Here is a 14,318-nt window from a genome sequence, read left to right as displayed (position 1 = left end):
CGACGCCGACCGGAGCGCGGCCGTTCAGGGCCGGGACGTGACGCCCGCCTCGGCCATCCAGTCGCGACAGCGCGCCAGGGCGCCCGCGGCGTCTCCGCCGTCCACCAGCGACGCGGCCAGCAGCAGCCGCGCCTGCCACGGGGACAGGTCGCCCGCGAAGAGGGCGCCCGCGCGGGACAGCTCGGCCCCGGCGCCCGCGTACAGGCCGAGCACCGGGCCCGCGCCCGTGCGGCTCGCCACCGCGACCGGGACGCCGTCCGCGATCAGGTCCCGGGCCGCCGCCACGACGGACGCGGGCGCGTTCCCCGCGCCCATCGCCGCGAGCACCACGCCCCGCGCCCCCGCCGACGCCGCCGCCCGCACCGCCGTCGCGTCGCAGCCGAGGTACTGGGCGGCCACGTCCACGCGCGGCAGGTCGTCCGGGAGCGGGGCCAGCAGCGGCGCGGGCCGCCGCACCGCCGCGAACGGGGCGCGGACGCCCGCCTCGTCCACGGCCGCCAGCGGGCTCCGGCCCGGCGCCGCGAACGCCGCGAGCCCGTACGAGTCCACCTTGCGCACCCCGATCGCGGGCCAGGCGCGGCCGTGGAACACCACCGACACCCCGGTGTCCTCGGCCTGCGGCGACGCCGCCCAGCGCAGCGCCGCCGCCAGGTTGCGGTCGCCGTCGCGGCCCGCCGCGCTCGCCGGGCGCTGCGCCCCCGTCAGCACGATCGGCGCCGCGCCGTCGTGGCACAGCGCCAGCAGGAACGCCAGCTCCTCCATCGTGTCGGTGCCGTAGGTGAGGACGACGCCGTCGGCCTCCCGCGCCGCCGCCAGCGCGGCGCCGGCGATGCCGAGCGCGTCGGCGGTGCTCGCGGCGAAGCTCGACACGGGGCCCAGGTCGCGGACGTCCACCCGCACGCGCGGGTCGTCCCACACCGCGTTCGCCGCGCGCAGCAGCTCGGCCGCGCCCACCTTGGCGGCCAGGCCGCGCGGCGTCTCCCGGGACGCGATCGTCCCGCCCGTCCCGAGCATCACCAGCCGCCGCACACCGCCCCCTCCCGGCCCGCCCCGCGACGGGCCCGATCAGTGCGGTGTTACCCAGAGTGACCGTCGGTGATGTTCCGGAGAAGTGCCGTGTCCGTTTCCCGGCGGGCTCTGTCCCGGGACGGCGCCGCCGCCGTACGCTGTGCTGGCCCCCCAGCGGAACGGAAGGCCCGTGCCCGTCCTGCACAAGCTCGCCGGCGCCGTCGTGGTCGTCGCGCTCGTCCTCGGATTCGTGCTGCCCGGCGACCGGAACCCGCCGGAGGCGGCGACGGCCGCCCGCGCCGCCGCGACCCCGCCGCCCGCCGCGCCCGCGTCCGTCGCGCCGTCCCCGGAACCGTCCGGCCCCGCCGCGCCGCCCGCCACCCCCACGCCGACGACGCCCCCCGACGCGCCGCTGCCCGAGGCCGCCCCGGCCGCGCGCGCCGCCCGGGCCAACGAACTCGGCGTCGTGCCCGTGCTCATGTACCACCGGATCGTCGCGAAGCCGGAGCAGTCCCTGGACCGGTCGGTCGGGGAACTGCGCGCCGAGCTGACCGCGCTGGCGCGCGACGGTTACGTTCCCGTTACCGCCGCCGAGTTCGTGCGCGGCGACCTGGACGTCCCCGCCGGGCGTCACCCGGTCGTCCTCACCTTCGACGACGGCACCCCCGGCCACTTCGCCCTGGACGCGAACGGCGCCCCGGCCCCGGACACCGCCGTCGCGGTCCTCCGGGAGGTGGCGCGCGCCCACCCCGGGTTCCGCCCGGTCGCGACGTTCTACGTCAACGAGGACATGTTCGGCCTCGGCGACCGCGCCGCCGAGGGGCTGGCCTGGCTCGTCCGCAACGGGTTCGAGATCGGCAACCACACGCGCACGCACGCCGACCTGTCGGCGCTGACGAAGAAGAGGGTCCGGGCGGAGATCGGTGACCTGGAGCGGCGGATCGTCGAGCTGACCGGCGCCCACACCGCGACGCTCGCCTACCCGTTCGGCGCCGTGCCCCGCACGCCGTCCTGGGCCCGCCGGGACGGCGACCGGTACGGCTTCCAGGGCGTCTTCCTCGCGGGCTGGCGGCCGTCGGAGTCGCCCTTCGCCGCCGCGTTCGACCGGTACGCGATCAACCGCGTCCGGTCCGAAGGGAAGATCAAGGAGAACGACTGCCGACGCTACTGTTCGGTAGCATGGCTGGAGCATCTCCGGAAGAATCCCGGCGAGCGCTACACCTCCGACGGCGACCCCGCGACCATCACGTTCCCGCGCGCGGCCTCCGACCGGCTCGCGTCCCACCTGCGCGACCGCGGCCGCGTGTACTGAGCGCCGACGCCCGGTCAGGGCGGCCGGTCATGACTCGATTGACCTGCCGCTGAGTATCCCATATCCTGATCGCTGCGCTGTGGGCTTGTGCGTGCTTCGGACGGAGCAAGCTCGCGCTCGGTCAGGTCGTCGACATCGGTTCGGTTCACTGACGCGGGGAGCCGCCTGGCACCCCCGTCTCTTCCCCTCCGGTCCACGGCAGGGCGGATAACGGCCCTCCGCGCAGTCTTGACACCGACTATGTCCGTATCCGGAGCCAGCCGACACATGACGAGCAGCACCGAGGCCACCTCGACCACCCCGCAGGTAGCGGTCAACGACATCGGGTCCGAGGAAGCCTTCCTCGCAGCGATCGACGAGACCATCAAGTACTTCAATGACGGCGACATCGTCGAAGGCACCGTCGTCAAGGTCGATCGAGACGAGGTCCTCCTCGACATCGGCTACAAGACGGAAGGTGTCATCCCCTCCCGTGAGCTCTCCATCAAGCACGACGTCGACCCCAACGAGGTCGTCGCCGTCGGAGACCACGTCGAGGCCCTGGTCCTCCAGAAGGAGGACAAGGAGGGCCGCCTGATCCTGTCCAAGAAGCGCGCCCAGTACGAGCGCGCCTGGGGCACGATCGAGAAGATCAAGGACGAGGACGGCATCGTCACCGGCACGGTCATCGAGGTCGTCAAGGGCGGTCTCATCCTCGACATCGGCCTGCGCGGCTTCCTGCCCGCGTCGCTGGTCGAGATGCGCCGCGTCCGCGACCTCCAGCCGTACGTCGGCCGCGAGCTCGAAGCCAAGATCATCGAGCTGGACAAGAACCGCAACAACGTGGTCCTGTCCCGCCGCGCCTGGCTGGAGCAGACGCAGAGCGAGGTCCGCCAGACCTTCCTCAACACGCTCCAGAAGGGCCAGGTCCGCAAGGGCGTCGTGTCCTCCATCGTCAACTTCGGCGCGTTCGTCGACCTCGGCGGCGTCGACGGTCTGGTGCACGTCTCCGAGCTGTCCTGGAAGCACATCGACCACCCCTCCGAGGTCGTCGAGGTCGGCCAGGAGGTCACGGTCGAGGTCCTGGACGTCGACATGGAGCGCGAGCGCGTCTCCCTGTCGCTCAAGGCGACCCAGGAAGACCCGTGGCAGCAGTTCGCCCGCACCCACCAGATCGGGCAGGTCGTGCCGGGCCGCGTCACCAAGCTGGTGCCGTTCGGTGCGTTCGTCCGCGTCGAGGAGGGCATCGAGGGCCTGGTGCACATCTCCGAGCTGGCCGAGCGCCACGTGGAGATCCCCGAGCAGGTCGTCCAGGTCGGCGACGAGATCTTCGTGAAGATCATCGACATCGACCTCGACCGGCGCCGCATCAGCCTGTCGCTCAAGCAGGCCAACGAGAGCGCCGCCGGCATCGAGGAAGAGGACTTCGACCCGACGCTGTACGGCATGCCCGCCGAGTACGACGACCAGGGGAACTACAAGTACCCCGAGGGCTTCGACTCCGACACCGGCGAGTGGCTCGAGGGCTTCGACGAGCAGCGCGAGACCTGGGAGCGGCAGTACGCCGAGGCCCGGTCCCGCTTCGACGCTCACCGCAAGCAGATCGAAGAGGCCCGCAAGGCCGAGGCCGAGGCCGACACGGCCGCCCCCGCGGGCGGCAGCACCGGCGGCGGCACCGAGACCTCGTACTCGGGCGGCGGCGAGACCGAGCAGACCGGCGGCGCCCTGGCGACCGACGAGGCCCTCGCGGCCCTGCGCGAGAAGCTGTCCGGCGGCCAGTGACCGTCAGGTGGGCGCGGGCACACCCCGCGCCCACCACCCGGACGGCCCCAGGGCCGTCCCGCACCACCGACGCCCGCCTGCGGCACCGGCTCCCAGCCGACCGCGGGCGGGCGTCGCCGTGTTTCCCCCGGCGCCTCGCGCCGTACCCGGCCCTGCACGCACCTGGGCCGCACCTCGACCAGTCCACCTGCGGCACCGGCTCCCAGCCGACCGCGGGCGGGCGTCGCCGCGTTTCCCCCGGCGTCTCACGCCGTACCGGCCCCGCACGCACCTGGGCCGCACCTCGACCAGTCCACCTGCGGCACCGGCTCCCAGCCGACCGCGGGCGGGCGTCGCCGCGTTTCCCCCGGCGTCTCACGCCGTACCGGCCCCGCACGCACCTGGGCCGCACCCCGACCAGCCCACCTGCGGCACGGCTCCCACTGGTCGTTCACACGGGCGTCACCGCTCGCACGCCACGTTCGCGCGGGGGAGCGGGGCCGTGCGGGTGGCGGGTTTCTGCGGGTGCCGCGCGTGGTGGGCTGTGCGCGCGGGGTTGTGATTTGGCGGGGTTGTTGGGGGTTGGGTGGGGTGTGTGGCGCGTCCCGGGCGGCGGTTCGGGGAGTCCGGTGGCAGGATGAACACGGCCGGGAGGCGATCCGCGGATCTCCTTTCGGCCGTGGTCCGTTTCAGCGGTCCCGCCCGACCGACCGTCCCCCGTCCGGGAGCACCTGTTCAATTGACCGGTACCGACCCCCACTCCACCCCCGCCCAGCCGCCGCGCGGACGCCACGCGGCGCCCCCGCCCGGCGCCCCCGGCGAGCCGCCGCCTGCGGCAACCCCGCACGGACACGGCCCCCAGGGCGCTGTGCCACCGGGCTACGACGCCGAGCGCGGCCGTCACCCCCACGGCCGGGGACCTGGCGGCCCGCCGCCCGGGCAGGCACCGCAGCCCGCCTTCGGCGGCGGTCGTGGAAACGATGGCGGTTCCGGAAACGGCGGCTGGGGCGGGAACGGCGGCGGGGGCGGGAACGGCTCTGGCCCGGAGAGCGGCGGGAACGGCTCTGGCCCGGAGAGCGGCGGGTACGGGGTAGGGCGCCGGGGGCGGCGCCGGGCCGGGGTGCGGCGACGGGTGTCGGTGATCCCGCAGGGGCCCGCGCGGCTGGTGCTGATCGCCGTCACGGTCGCGGTGCTCGCGCAGACGCTGCGGTTCTCCTTCTCCCAGCTCGACCACTTCGCCGACTCGGCGGGCGCCGCCGTGGCCGGCGGCGTCGTGGCGCTGCTGTACCTGGCCGGGCTGGTGGCGCCCGTCGTGCGGCGCGCCGCCGGGGCGCGGGGCCTGCTGCTCACCGGGATCGGCGGGCTGCTGCTCGTCCGGCTGGTCGCGCAGGCGACCGGGCCGCAGGTGTGGCTGGCGTTCCTCGGCACCGCGCTCGGCATGCTCGCCGTCGCCGCCCTGTACGAGGGCGCGCGCGGACTGTCCGGCGTGGGCTTCGCCACCGCCGCCGTCGCGGGCCTGGCCGCCGACACGTCCGTCCGGATGGCGTTCGCCACCTGGGACCCCGTCTGGCAGGCCGGGATCGGGCCGTGGCTCGTCTGCCTCGCCGTCGTCGCGCTCGGCGCCGCCGCCCTCTACCGGGAGGTCAGCGGCGGCCTCGTGCCCGCGCCCGGCGTGTCCTGGCGGGACGCGTTCGGCGCCGCCGCGTTCGGCCCCTTCCTCGCCCTCCAGATCCTCGTGCTCGCCAGTCCCGCGTTCGTCGCGTCGGCGGGCTGGCTGTCGCTGACGACCGCGCACCTGGTCATCGTCGCCGGGCAGGCGCTCGCGCTGGCGTTCCTCGCCTCGGGGCTGGCCGTGCGCGCCGTGCCCGGCGGCGTCTGCGTGCTCGGCGGGACGCTGCTCGGCCTCGGCGCCGCCGCCATCGCCGGTACGTTCGCGATCTCCGGCGTCGAGATCGTGCCCGTCGTCATCGTCGGGCAGGTCCTCGCGGCGTGGCTGCTGGCCGTCGCGTGCCGGGCGCCGCTGCGGCGCGGCGGGCGCGGCGCCGGGGCGCCCTGGCGGGTGGACGTCGCGGGCGCGTTCGGCGGGCTGCTCATCGCCGTCGTCCTGGTGCCGTACCAGCTCAGCGCGCTGACCTCGCTGCCGTTCCCCAACAACGCGCTGCCCGGCCTGGCCGGGCTGGGGCTCGGCGGCCTGGCCGCCATCACCGCCGCGCGCGGCGGGCCGCTGCCCGCCCGCGCGCCGCTGCGGGCGCTGGTCGCCGGGGCGTCCGCGCTCGTCCTGCTCGCCGGGACCGCGCTGTACGCGGTCGCCGCCCCGGCCGCCGACGCGCCGCCGCCGTCCGGCCGGCGCGGCGAGGTGAACGTCCTCAGCTACAACGTGCACGACGCCGTGGACGCCTCCGGCCGCCTCGACCCCGACCGCGCCGCCCGGACGATCGCCGCGCAGCGCCCCCAGGTCGTGCTGCTCCAGGAGACCGGGCGCGGTTCGCTGCTGTCGGGCACCACCGACGTCGCGGTGTGGCTGTCGCGGCGGCTCGGCATGACCCTGCTGTGGGGGCCCGCCGCCGACGGCCAGTTCGGCAACGCGATCCTCACCACGCTGCCCGTGCGCGGGTCCGGCGTCGGGCGGATGCCGCGCGGCGATTGGTCGCAGATCCACGGATACGTGTGGGCGCGCCTGGACACCGGCGCCGGGCTTCTCGACGTGTGGTCCACCCACCTGCAATCCGGCGCGGAGCACGAACGGGACCGGATGCGCGAGACGTCGGCGCTGCTGCGCGCCTGGGGCGGCGCGCCGCATACGATCATCGGCGGCGCGTTCAACGCCGAGCCCGGCGACCGGGAGATCCTGCGGATGACCGACGGGACGGGGCTGCGCAGCGCCGGCACCGGCGACCCCGCGCCGACGACCGCGTCGGGGCGGCGGCTCGACTGGATCTTCGCGACGGACGACCTGCTGTTCACCGACTACGTGGTCCCCGTCGTCCCCGGCCCCGACCATCGTCCGGTGCGGGTCACGGTGCGGCTCGCGCAGTAGGGTCGTCGGATGGAGTTCGAGATCGGGCCCGCGGGCCCCGGCGACGCGGGCCCGATCCTCACCGTCCAGCGGGCCGCGTACGTCGCCGAGGCTCAGCTTTACGGTGATCCGTTCATCGCGCCGCTGGTGGAGTCGCTGGAGCAGGTCCGCGCGGCGGTGACCGACGCCGGGACCGTCATGCTGGCCGCGACGGCGGGCGGGCGCGTCATCGGCGCCGTGCGGGGGCGCGTGCAGGAGCGCACGTGCCTGGTCGGGCGGCTCGTCGTGGCGCCGGACGCGCAGCGCGCCGGGGTCGGCCGGGCGCTGATGACCGCGCTGGAGGAGGCCGTCGCCGGGCGCGCCGACGCCTGCGTGCTGTTCACCGGGCACCTCAGCGACGCGAACCTGCGGCTGTACCGGCGGCTCGGCTACACCGAGACGCGCCGCGAGCGCCTGGCCGCGCACCTGACGCTCGTCCATCTGCGCAAGCCCCTCGTGGCGGGCGCGGTCGCGCCCTGAGTAGGTTGGTGCCGTGCTGAAAGCGGGACTCACCGGCGGGATCGGTTCGGGAAAGAGCGAGGTGGCGGCGCGGCTGGCCGCGCACGGCGCGGTGGTGATCGACGCCGACCGCATCGCGCGCGAGGTCGTGGAGCCCGGGACGCCCGGCCTCGACGCCGTCGTCGCGGAGTTCGGGCCGGAGGTGCTGCTGCCGGACGGCTCGATGGACCGCGAGAAGGTCGGCGAGATCGTCTTCGCGGACGCCGACCGGCGCAAGGCCCTCAACGCGATCGTGCATCCGCTCGTGGGGGAGCGCATGCAGGAACTGATGGACGCCGCCCCGGCCGACGCGATCGTCGTGTACGACGTCCCGCTGCTGGTGGAGAACGACCTCGCCTCGTTCTACGACGTCGTCATCGTCGTCGACGCCCCCGTCGAAACGCAGATCGAACGCCTCGCGACCCATCGCGGCATGACCCGCGAGGCCGCCGAGGCCCGCATCGCCGCCCAGGCCACCCGCGCCGCCCGCCGCGCCGCAGCCGACCACATCCTGGACAACTCCGGCACCCTGCACTCCCTGCACACCCAGACCGACACCCTCTGGCAAACCCTCCAAACCCACGCCACCACCTCCCCCTAACCCACACCAACCCACCCGACACAACACCGCCCATCGCGCGCCCCACGACCGCCGATCGAGCACACCACCCCACAGCGCTGGGTGGAGTTGGTGGCTGGGTTTTGGGGGGTGGGTGGTCAGAAGGGTTCGTCCAGGGCTATGGGGTGGACGGTGGGGAGGTGGGGGTCTAGGTCGCCGGGGTCGAAGCGGACCATGCCGATGGCGTTCCAGAACTCGCCGGAGACCGAGCCCTCGGACTTGTAGCGGCCGTCGGGGGCGAGGGCGGCCCAGCCCTCGGGGAGGCCGAGGAGGGTGGCGTGGCGGGTGGGGGACGTGGGGTCGGTCATGTTCCAGAGGATGATGGCGCCGTCGTCGCCGGCGGTGGCGAGCAGGGAGCCGTCGGGGGAGAAGGCGGCCGACCAGACGCGGCGGGTGTGCCCGGTCAGCGTGTGGAGCCGGCGGCCGGTGCGGGGATCCCAGAGGCGGATGACGAGGTCGTCGCCCGCCGTCGCCAGCAGGTCGCCGGACGGGGCGAACGCCGCCGTCCACAGGCGGCCGGTGTGGTGGGTCAGGACGTGGCGGACGCCGCGCGCGGCGACGTCCCAGACGCGGACGGTGCCGTCGTTGCTCGCCGTCGCCAGCGTCGCGCCCGACGGGTCGTGCACGACGCGGTAGACGCGGTCGGTGTGGCCCGTGAGCAGCGCCAGCGGTTCGCCGTTCTGGGCATCCCACAGGCGGACGCCGCCGTCGTCGCAGCCCGTGGCGACGTGCGCGCCGTCGGGGCTGAAGTCGATGGAGCGGACGCGGCCCCGGTGGTCGGCCAGGTTCGCGACCTCGCGGCCCGTCGTCCAGTACCAGAGGCGGACCGTGTCGTCGTCGTTGGCGGTGGCCAGGACGTCGCCCGCCGGGCTGAACGCCTGCGCCCACACGTGGTCGGTCTCGACGTTCAGCTCCCGCTCGAACACGCCCGCCGCCGCCTGCCACAGGTGCACGCCGCCGTCGTTGGTGGCGGTGGCGAGCTGCACGCCCGCCGGGTTGAACGCCGCCGACGTCAGGTTGTCGGCCGGGCCGTGCAGCTCGCGGATCATCCGGCCGGAACGCGGCTCCCACAGGCGGACCACGCCGTCGTTGCCGCTGCTCGCCATCAGGCTCGCGTCGGGGCTGAACGTGACGCCGGTGAGGCGGCGGCCGTGCCCGCGCAGCAGCGCGCGGCTCTGCCCGGTCTCGGCGTCCCACAGGCGGGCGGTGCCGTCGTTGCTGGTGGTGGCGAGCTGCGCGCCGTCGGGCCGGAACGCGAACGGCCAGACCGCGCCCCGGTGACCCGCCAGGGTGAGCCGCTGTGCGCCGGTCACCGGGTCCCACAGGCGGACGGACCCCTCGCTGTCGGACGTCGCCAGCCGCGACCCGTCCGGGCTGAACGTCGCCTGGTAGATCGCGCCGGTGTGGCCCGGCAGGGTGCGGCGGTGCTCGCCGTCCTCCCAGAGGCGCAGCGAGCCGTCGGTGTCGCCGGAGACCATGACGCGCCCCTCCGGGTGGAAGGCCAGCGCGTAGATGCTGCCGGTGTGGCCCAGCATCTCCTTGCGGATCTCGCCGGTGGACACGTCCCACAGGCGGATCACGCCCGCCTGGTCGCCCGCCGCGACGAGCGAGCCGCCCGGCTGGAACACGACCCGGAACACCGCGCCGCGATGCCCCGACAGCGACCACAGCAGCTCACCGGACGCCACGTCCCACACGCGCAGCGCCCCGCCCGCGTCTCCGGTGACCAGGACGGCCAGCGCCGGGTCGAACGCGGCGGTGTAGACGGGCGCGGTGTGCCCGGGGAACTGCTGGACCGGCTCACCGGTCGCGGCCTTCCAGACGCGCACCACGCCGTCCGCCGCCCCGGCCGCGATCAACGCGTCCCCGCCCGGCTCGGCGCCGCCCGCCGGGCCGCCGGACGAGGCGTCCCGTGGCGGGCGCCCGGCACCGGGCGCCCCGCCCGCGCTCGGCGGGGGGCGGCGGCCGGTACGGCCGGGGCCGGACGCGCCGCCGCCGACGACGACCGGCCAGACGCCCTCGGGATGGACGGTCAGCGTGTGCAGGCAGTCGCCGGTGGCGAGCTCCCAGACGCGGAGGGTGCCGTCGGCGGAGCCGGTGACCAGGAGGCTGCCGGCGGAATCGAACGCGACCGCGTAGGCGCGGTCGCGGTGACCCTGGAGGGTGCGGATGGGCGCGCCGGTCACCGCGTCGCAGACCAGGACGCCGCCGTCCTCTCCGCCGACCGCGACGATCGCGCCGCCGGGACTGTAGGCGAGGGGCTGCGGCAGGCGGCTCGTGCGGAAGTGGAAGCCGTACGGGACGCCCACGGCCGCCGGGGCGAGCTGCGTCTCCACCGGGCTGCCCGGCGCGACCGCCGCCTCGTGCAGCTCGGGCGCGCGGGCGACCCGGTCGGGCACGGTGGCGCCGATGAGGGCGGCGCGCGTCCACCGGCTGCCCTCGACGGCGACGTCGCGCAGGTCGGCGCGGGCCAGCCGGGCGCGGGACAGATCGGCGCCGCGCAGGTCGGCGCCGGTCAGCCGCGCCTCGTCGAGCCGGGCCCCGGCCAGGCACGCGTCGCGCAGGACGGCCCGCGACAGGTTGGTGCCGACGAGCTGGGCGTCGGTGAGGTCGGCGCCGGTGAGGTCGACGTCCTGGAGGTCGCGGTAGGACAGGTCCTCGCCCTGGAGGTTCGCGCCGCGCAGGTCGGCGCGGGCGGGGGTGCGCAGCCGCGTGGTGATCTTGATGGCGTTGGCGCGGGCGGCGTCGGCGGCGGCGGAGTCGGCCAGGACGCCCGCCGCCCAGTCCTGGCAGGCGCGGGCGTCGGCCAGGTCGCACAGGAAGTCGACGGTGAGCTGGCTCAGCGGGCGGCGGGCCAGCTCGGGCGGGGCGCCGTCGGCGAACCCGTCGGCGATGTGCCGGGCGACGAGCCATTCGGCGACCGACGCGTGGATGAAGCCGAACAGCCCCGCCTCGGTGCGGACCAGGAGGCTGCCCGCGCCGACCGCGTGCGTCACCTGCTGCGGGGACATCCGGTCGCGGCTGAGGCCGGTGAGGGTCTCGGCGACGTCGGCCAGCTCGGCGAGCCGCAGGAACTGCTCGCCGCCCTCCCACAGCCGCAGCGCGAGCGTGGTGACGGCGCGCCGCATGTCGTCGGCGGCCAGGCCGGGCGTGCCGCCCGCCGGGCGGACGCGTTCGGCCTCGTGCCGCAGCCAGGTCGACAGGATCTCGGCGTAGAGATCGGCGGGGCTGACGGTGTGCCGCGCCTGGGCGATGACGCGCAGGCGGTCTTCGGGGAGGTCGGCGATGAAGCTGAGCATGCGCGGGTTGGCGGCGAGGCCGAGCAGTTCCTCGATGCTCTCCAGCAGCCGCAGCCGGTCGTCGGCGATCTGCTCGTCGGCGTACCGGTTGACGAGGTAGCGCCGGACCTGGGACGCGTTGAAGCCCTTCAGCGTCAGCAGGCGCCGGTGCGGCAGCACCCCGACGCGCTCGCCGAGCGCGGTCAGCACCTGCGCCTGGGACTTGAAGTGCTGCGTGCGGCCCGCCACGACGATCTTCGCCTTGTCGTCGGCGGCCTGGAGCAGCGTGTCGAGGTGGTCGGCGGCCTGGTCGTAGGAGACGCGGGTGACCAGCTCGTCGAACCCGTCGAACAGCAGCACGATGCGGCCCTGGCGCAGCATGTAGTGGAAGGCGCGCAGGTCGATCAGCTCCTCGCCGCGCGCGGCGAGGTGGGCGGCGACCAGCGCGTCCACCGACTGCGCCTTGTCGAGCGAGCGCAGTTCGATGAGGATCGGGATGACGTGCGGCAGCTCGGCCGGGATGCGCCGGGCCAGCTCGCGCAGCGCGAACGTCTTGCCGGTGCCGAAATCGCCCAGGAGCAGCAGGAACCGGCCGTGGTCGGCGGCCAGCAGCCGCAGCATCTCGCCCACGGCGTCGTCGCCGCCGGCGCCCGCGCCGTCCGGGCCGGACTGGCGGTCCAGCTCGCGGAACCGCTGCGGGACGTACAGCGAGGGCGGGTACACGCCGCCGGTGGTCAGTCGGGCCGACTGCGCGGCGACGTACTCCGACAGGTCGAGCAGGCCCTGGAACTCGGTGAAGCTGCGCAGCCGGATGCCGCGCCGCAGCGCGTCCTCGCGGAGCGACCGGGCGGGCGGCGGCCCCAAATACACCAGCTCGGACCCGTGGTCGGCGCCGTCGGCGTGGACGTGCCGGACGAACGCGTCGACGTCGTCCTCGGTGGGCCGCCCGACGTGCGCGCCGATGCGGTACTGCCGGACGAACCCCGCCTCCAGATGGGTCAGCAGCAGGTGCGGCGGGTCGGCGTCGACGCGCCGCACGGTGGCGCGCTCGAATCGCGTCTCGCACGCCTCGGTGATGCGGTCGAGCAGGCGCCCGGCCGGATCGGGCCGGGTCTGCTCGGCGTCGTCCCGGACGGGCGGCGGCCCCGCCGCGGGCCCGTCGGGGACGGGCGGCTCGACGGCCGCCGGGCGCGGCGGCGAGGGGAACGTGCCGCCCACGTCGATCCAGGCGCGCTCGACCGTGGCCGGGCCGGGCCGCTCGTCGGACGGTACCCACCGCGCGAGGCCGGTGCGCGACACCACGACGATCTGGTGCCGTCCCGGGCCGGGCGAGGGCACCGCGGGCGCGCCCGACGGCAGCTCCGGCACGGCGCCGAACTGCGCGGGCGCGTCTTGCAGGAGGAGGTTCAGGTGGCGCCCCAGGACGGCGTCGAGATCGTCGGCGTCGCGCAGCGCGTCCGGCTCGCCGCCGACGGGGCTGTGCCCGACGGCGCCCAGGCGCAGCCAGCCGTCGGCCTCGAACCGGCGCAGCCGCTCGGTGAACCAGGCGGCCTGCGCGCGGCCCACGTGCCCGTAGCGGTCGTTCTCGCGGTGCGTCAGCGCGAGCGTGGAGTTCAGTCCGGCCACGACGACCTTGAGATCGGGCACGGGGAACAGCGTCCACGGCTGGGCGCTGTCGAAGATCAGCCCGTCGAGGCCCTGGTAGAACTCCTGGAACAGCCCGGCGAAATGCCGCCACTTGGGCCAGTACGGCGGCTGCGGCTCGATCTCGTCGGCCTCGCAGCTCGCGAAGTAGGCCCGGCAGGCGGCGAGCGTCACGTCGTGCGCGCCCGGGACGATCACGACGCGGTGCGCCTCCAGCCCGAGCAGCGCCCGCAGGCTGGTGAGGAACGACAGCGCCTCGGTGAACTCCCTGCGGCTGCCCGAGTGCGTGAGGTTGCCCGTGACGACGAGCAGTTCGGGCCGGGGAACGCCCTGGTCGGCGAGGCGGGTGACGTCGCTCCAGACGCGGTCCTGCAACTCGGTGGCGGTGCGCGGCTCGTCCGGCCCGCCGAGCGTGCGGCCGAACCGGGGCCCGGGCAGGTGCAGGACGCTCAGCCGCTCGCGCGGCCCCGGCGCCTCGCCCTCGGCGGCGGGGAAGTGCGGCGCCCGCACCGGGATGCGCCGGGTGGCGCGCTCGCCGGTGAGCGGCGGCCGCGACGGCGGAGCCTGCCCCGTCTCGGCGGCGGCCAGCGCCGCCGGAGTCCGCACGACGCGCGGCGCAGGCGCGTCACCGGGTGCCGGCGCGGGCACCACCGGCCCGCCCGGGAACCCCGGGCCCTCGAACGGCCGCGCGTGCCCGGCCAGCGACTCCTCGATGCGCCGCATCAGCAGCGCCCGCGCCCGCGCAGGCTCCTCCACGCCGACCAGGTCGACGTAGGTGATCGTGGACAGCAGCCCGTCGATGGGGCAGTCCTCGATGCGGACGGTGATCAGCTTGCGGGACGGATCGTCGGGATCGGCCCGCAGCGCCGTCATCCACTCCCAGCGCCCGTACCGCGACCGCAGGTAGTTGCGCGACAGCACCGCGATGACCGCCTTGGCCTCCGACAGCCCGCGATCCATGAAGTCGATGAAGTTGGTGCCGGGCACGAAGTCCCACGCCTGCATCATCGTGCGGTGCCCGGCGGTCTCCAACTGCCAGGCGATCCACGACGCCCACCGTTCGTCGGCGGGCGAATAGCTGATGAAGAAGTCGGTCGGACGGGTGGGCCCGCTGGACTCTCCGGGAGCGTTCATGGCCCCAGTATCGCGATCCCGCCGCCTTCC

At 75.4% G+C, this 14,318-nt stretch carries 7 protein-coding genes; 5 read left to right on the top strand and 2 right to left on the bottom strand.

Going from position 1 to position 14,318, the window contains the following annotated elements; translation table 11 throughout:
• Nucleotides 1-24: 24 nt before the first annotated feature.
• Complete coding sequence (locus C229_RS0121575) at nt 25-1,029, bottom strand: asparaginase (protein ID WP_018657188.1); 1,005 nt, start codon at nt 1,027-1,029, stop codon at nt 25-27.
• 169 nt (nt 1,030-1,198) lie between these two features.
• Between C229_RS0121575 and C229_RS0121570 the strand changes: the two genes are divergently transcribed.
• The 5 genes from C229_RS0121570 to coaE all read left to right on the top strand — a co-directional run bounded on the left by C229_RS0121570 (nt 1,199) and on the right by coaE (nt 8,214).
• A complete protein-coding gene (locus tag C229_RS0121570; protein ID WP_018657187.1) occupies nt 1,199-2,320 on the top strand; it encodes a polysaccharide deacetylase family protein in 1,122 nt (373 codons plus the stop codon).
• A gap of 267 nt (nt 2,321-2,587) precedes the next feature.
• On the top strand, nt 2,588-4,081 hold the full coding sequence (rpsA, locus tag C229_RS0121565; RefSeq protein ID WP_018657186.1) for a 30S ribosomal protein S1: 1,494 nt from the start codon (nt 2,588-2,590) through the stop codon (nt 4,079-4,081).
• 1,111 nt (nt 4,082-5,192) lie between these two features.
• Nucleotides 5,193-7,097 (top strand): endonuclease/exonuclease/phosphatase family protein, encoded by a 1,905-nt coding sequence (locus tag C229_RS0121560; protein ID WP_018657185.1) that lies wholly within the window; start codon nt 5,193-5,195, stop codon nt 7,095-7,097.
• Between the two features lie 9 nt (nt 7,098-7,106).
• On the top strand, nt 7,107-7,595 hold the full coding sequence (locus tag C229_RS0121555) for a GNAT family N-acetyltransferase (protein WP_018657184.1): 489 nt from the start codon (nt 7,107-7,109) through the stop codon (nt 7,593-7,595).
• Between the two features lie 13 nt (nt 7,596-7,608).
• On the top strand, nt 7,609-8,214 hold the full coding sequence (gene coaE, locus C229_RS0121550) for a dephospho-CoA kinase (RefSeq protein ID WP_026314029.1): 606 nt from the start codon (nt 7,609-7,611) through the stop codon (nt 8,212-8,214).
• A 116-nt stretch (nt 8,215-8,330) separates the two neighbouring features.
• Here coaE and C229_RS0121545 read toward each other — a convergent pair whose 3' ends face one another.
• Nucleotides 8,331-14,288, bottom strand: coding sequence for a WD40 domain-containing protein (locus tag C229_RS0121545; protein ID WP_018657182.1), 5,958 nt, complete (start codon nt 14,286-14,288; stop codon nt 8,331-8,333).
• Nucleotides 14,289-14,318: the final 30 nt, after the last annotated feature.

Origin of the sequence: Actinomadura flavalba DSM 45200, assembly GCF_000374305.1 — a bacterium.
In the GTDB taxonomy this organism is placed as follows: Bacteria; Actinomycetota; Actinomycetes; order Streptosporangiales; family Streptosporangiaceae; genus Spirillospora; species Spirillospora flavalba.
Note: the sequence above shows the minus strand (reverse complement) of the source record. Positions and strands in the feature narration are given on the sequence as shown.

Excerpts from the sequence above, each read along its gene's own strand:
- rpsA (WP_018657186.1), top strand. The coding sequence starts at position 2,588 with ATGACGAGCAGCACCGAGGCCACCTCGACCACCCCGCAGGTAGCGGTC.
- C229_RS0121555 (WP_018657184.1), top strand. The coding sequence starts at position 7,107 with ATGGAGTTCGAGATCGGGCCCGCGGGCCCCGGCGACGCGGGCCCGATC.
- C229_RS0121545 (WP_018657182.1), bottom strand. The coding sequence starts at position 14,288 with ATGAACGCTCCCGGAGAGTCCAGCGGGCCCACCCGTCCGACCGACTTC.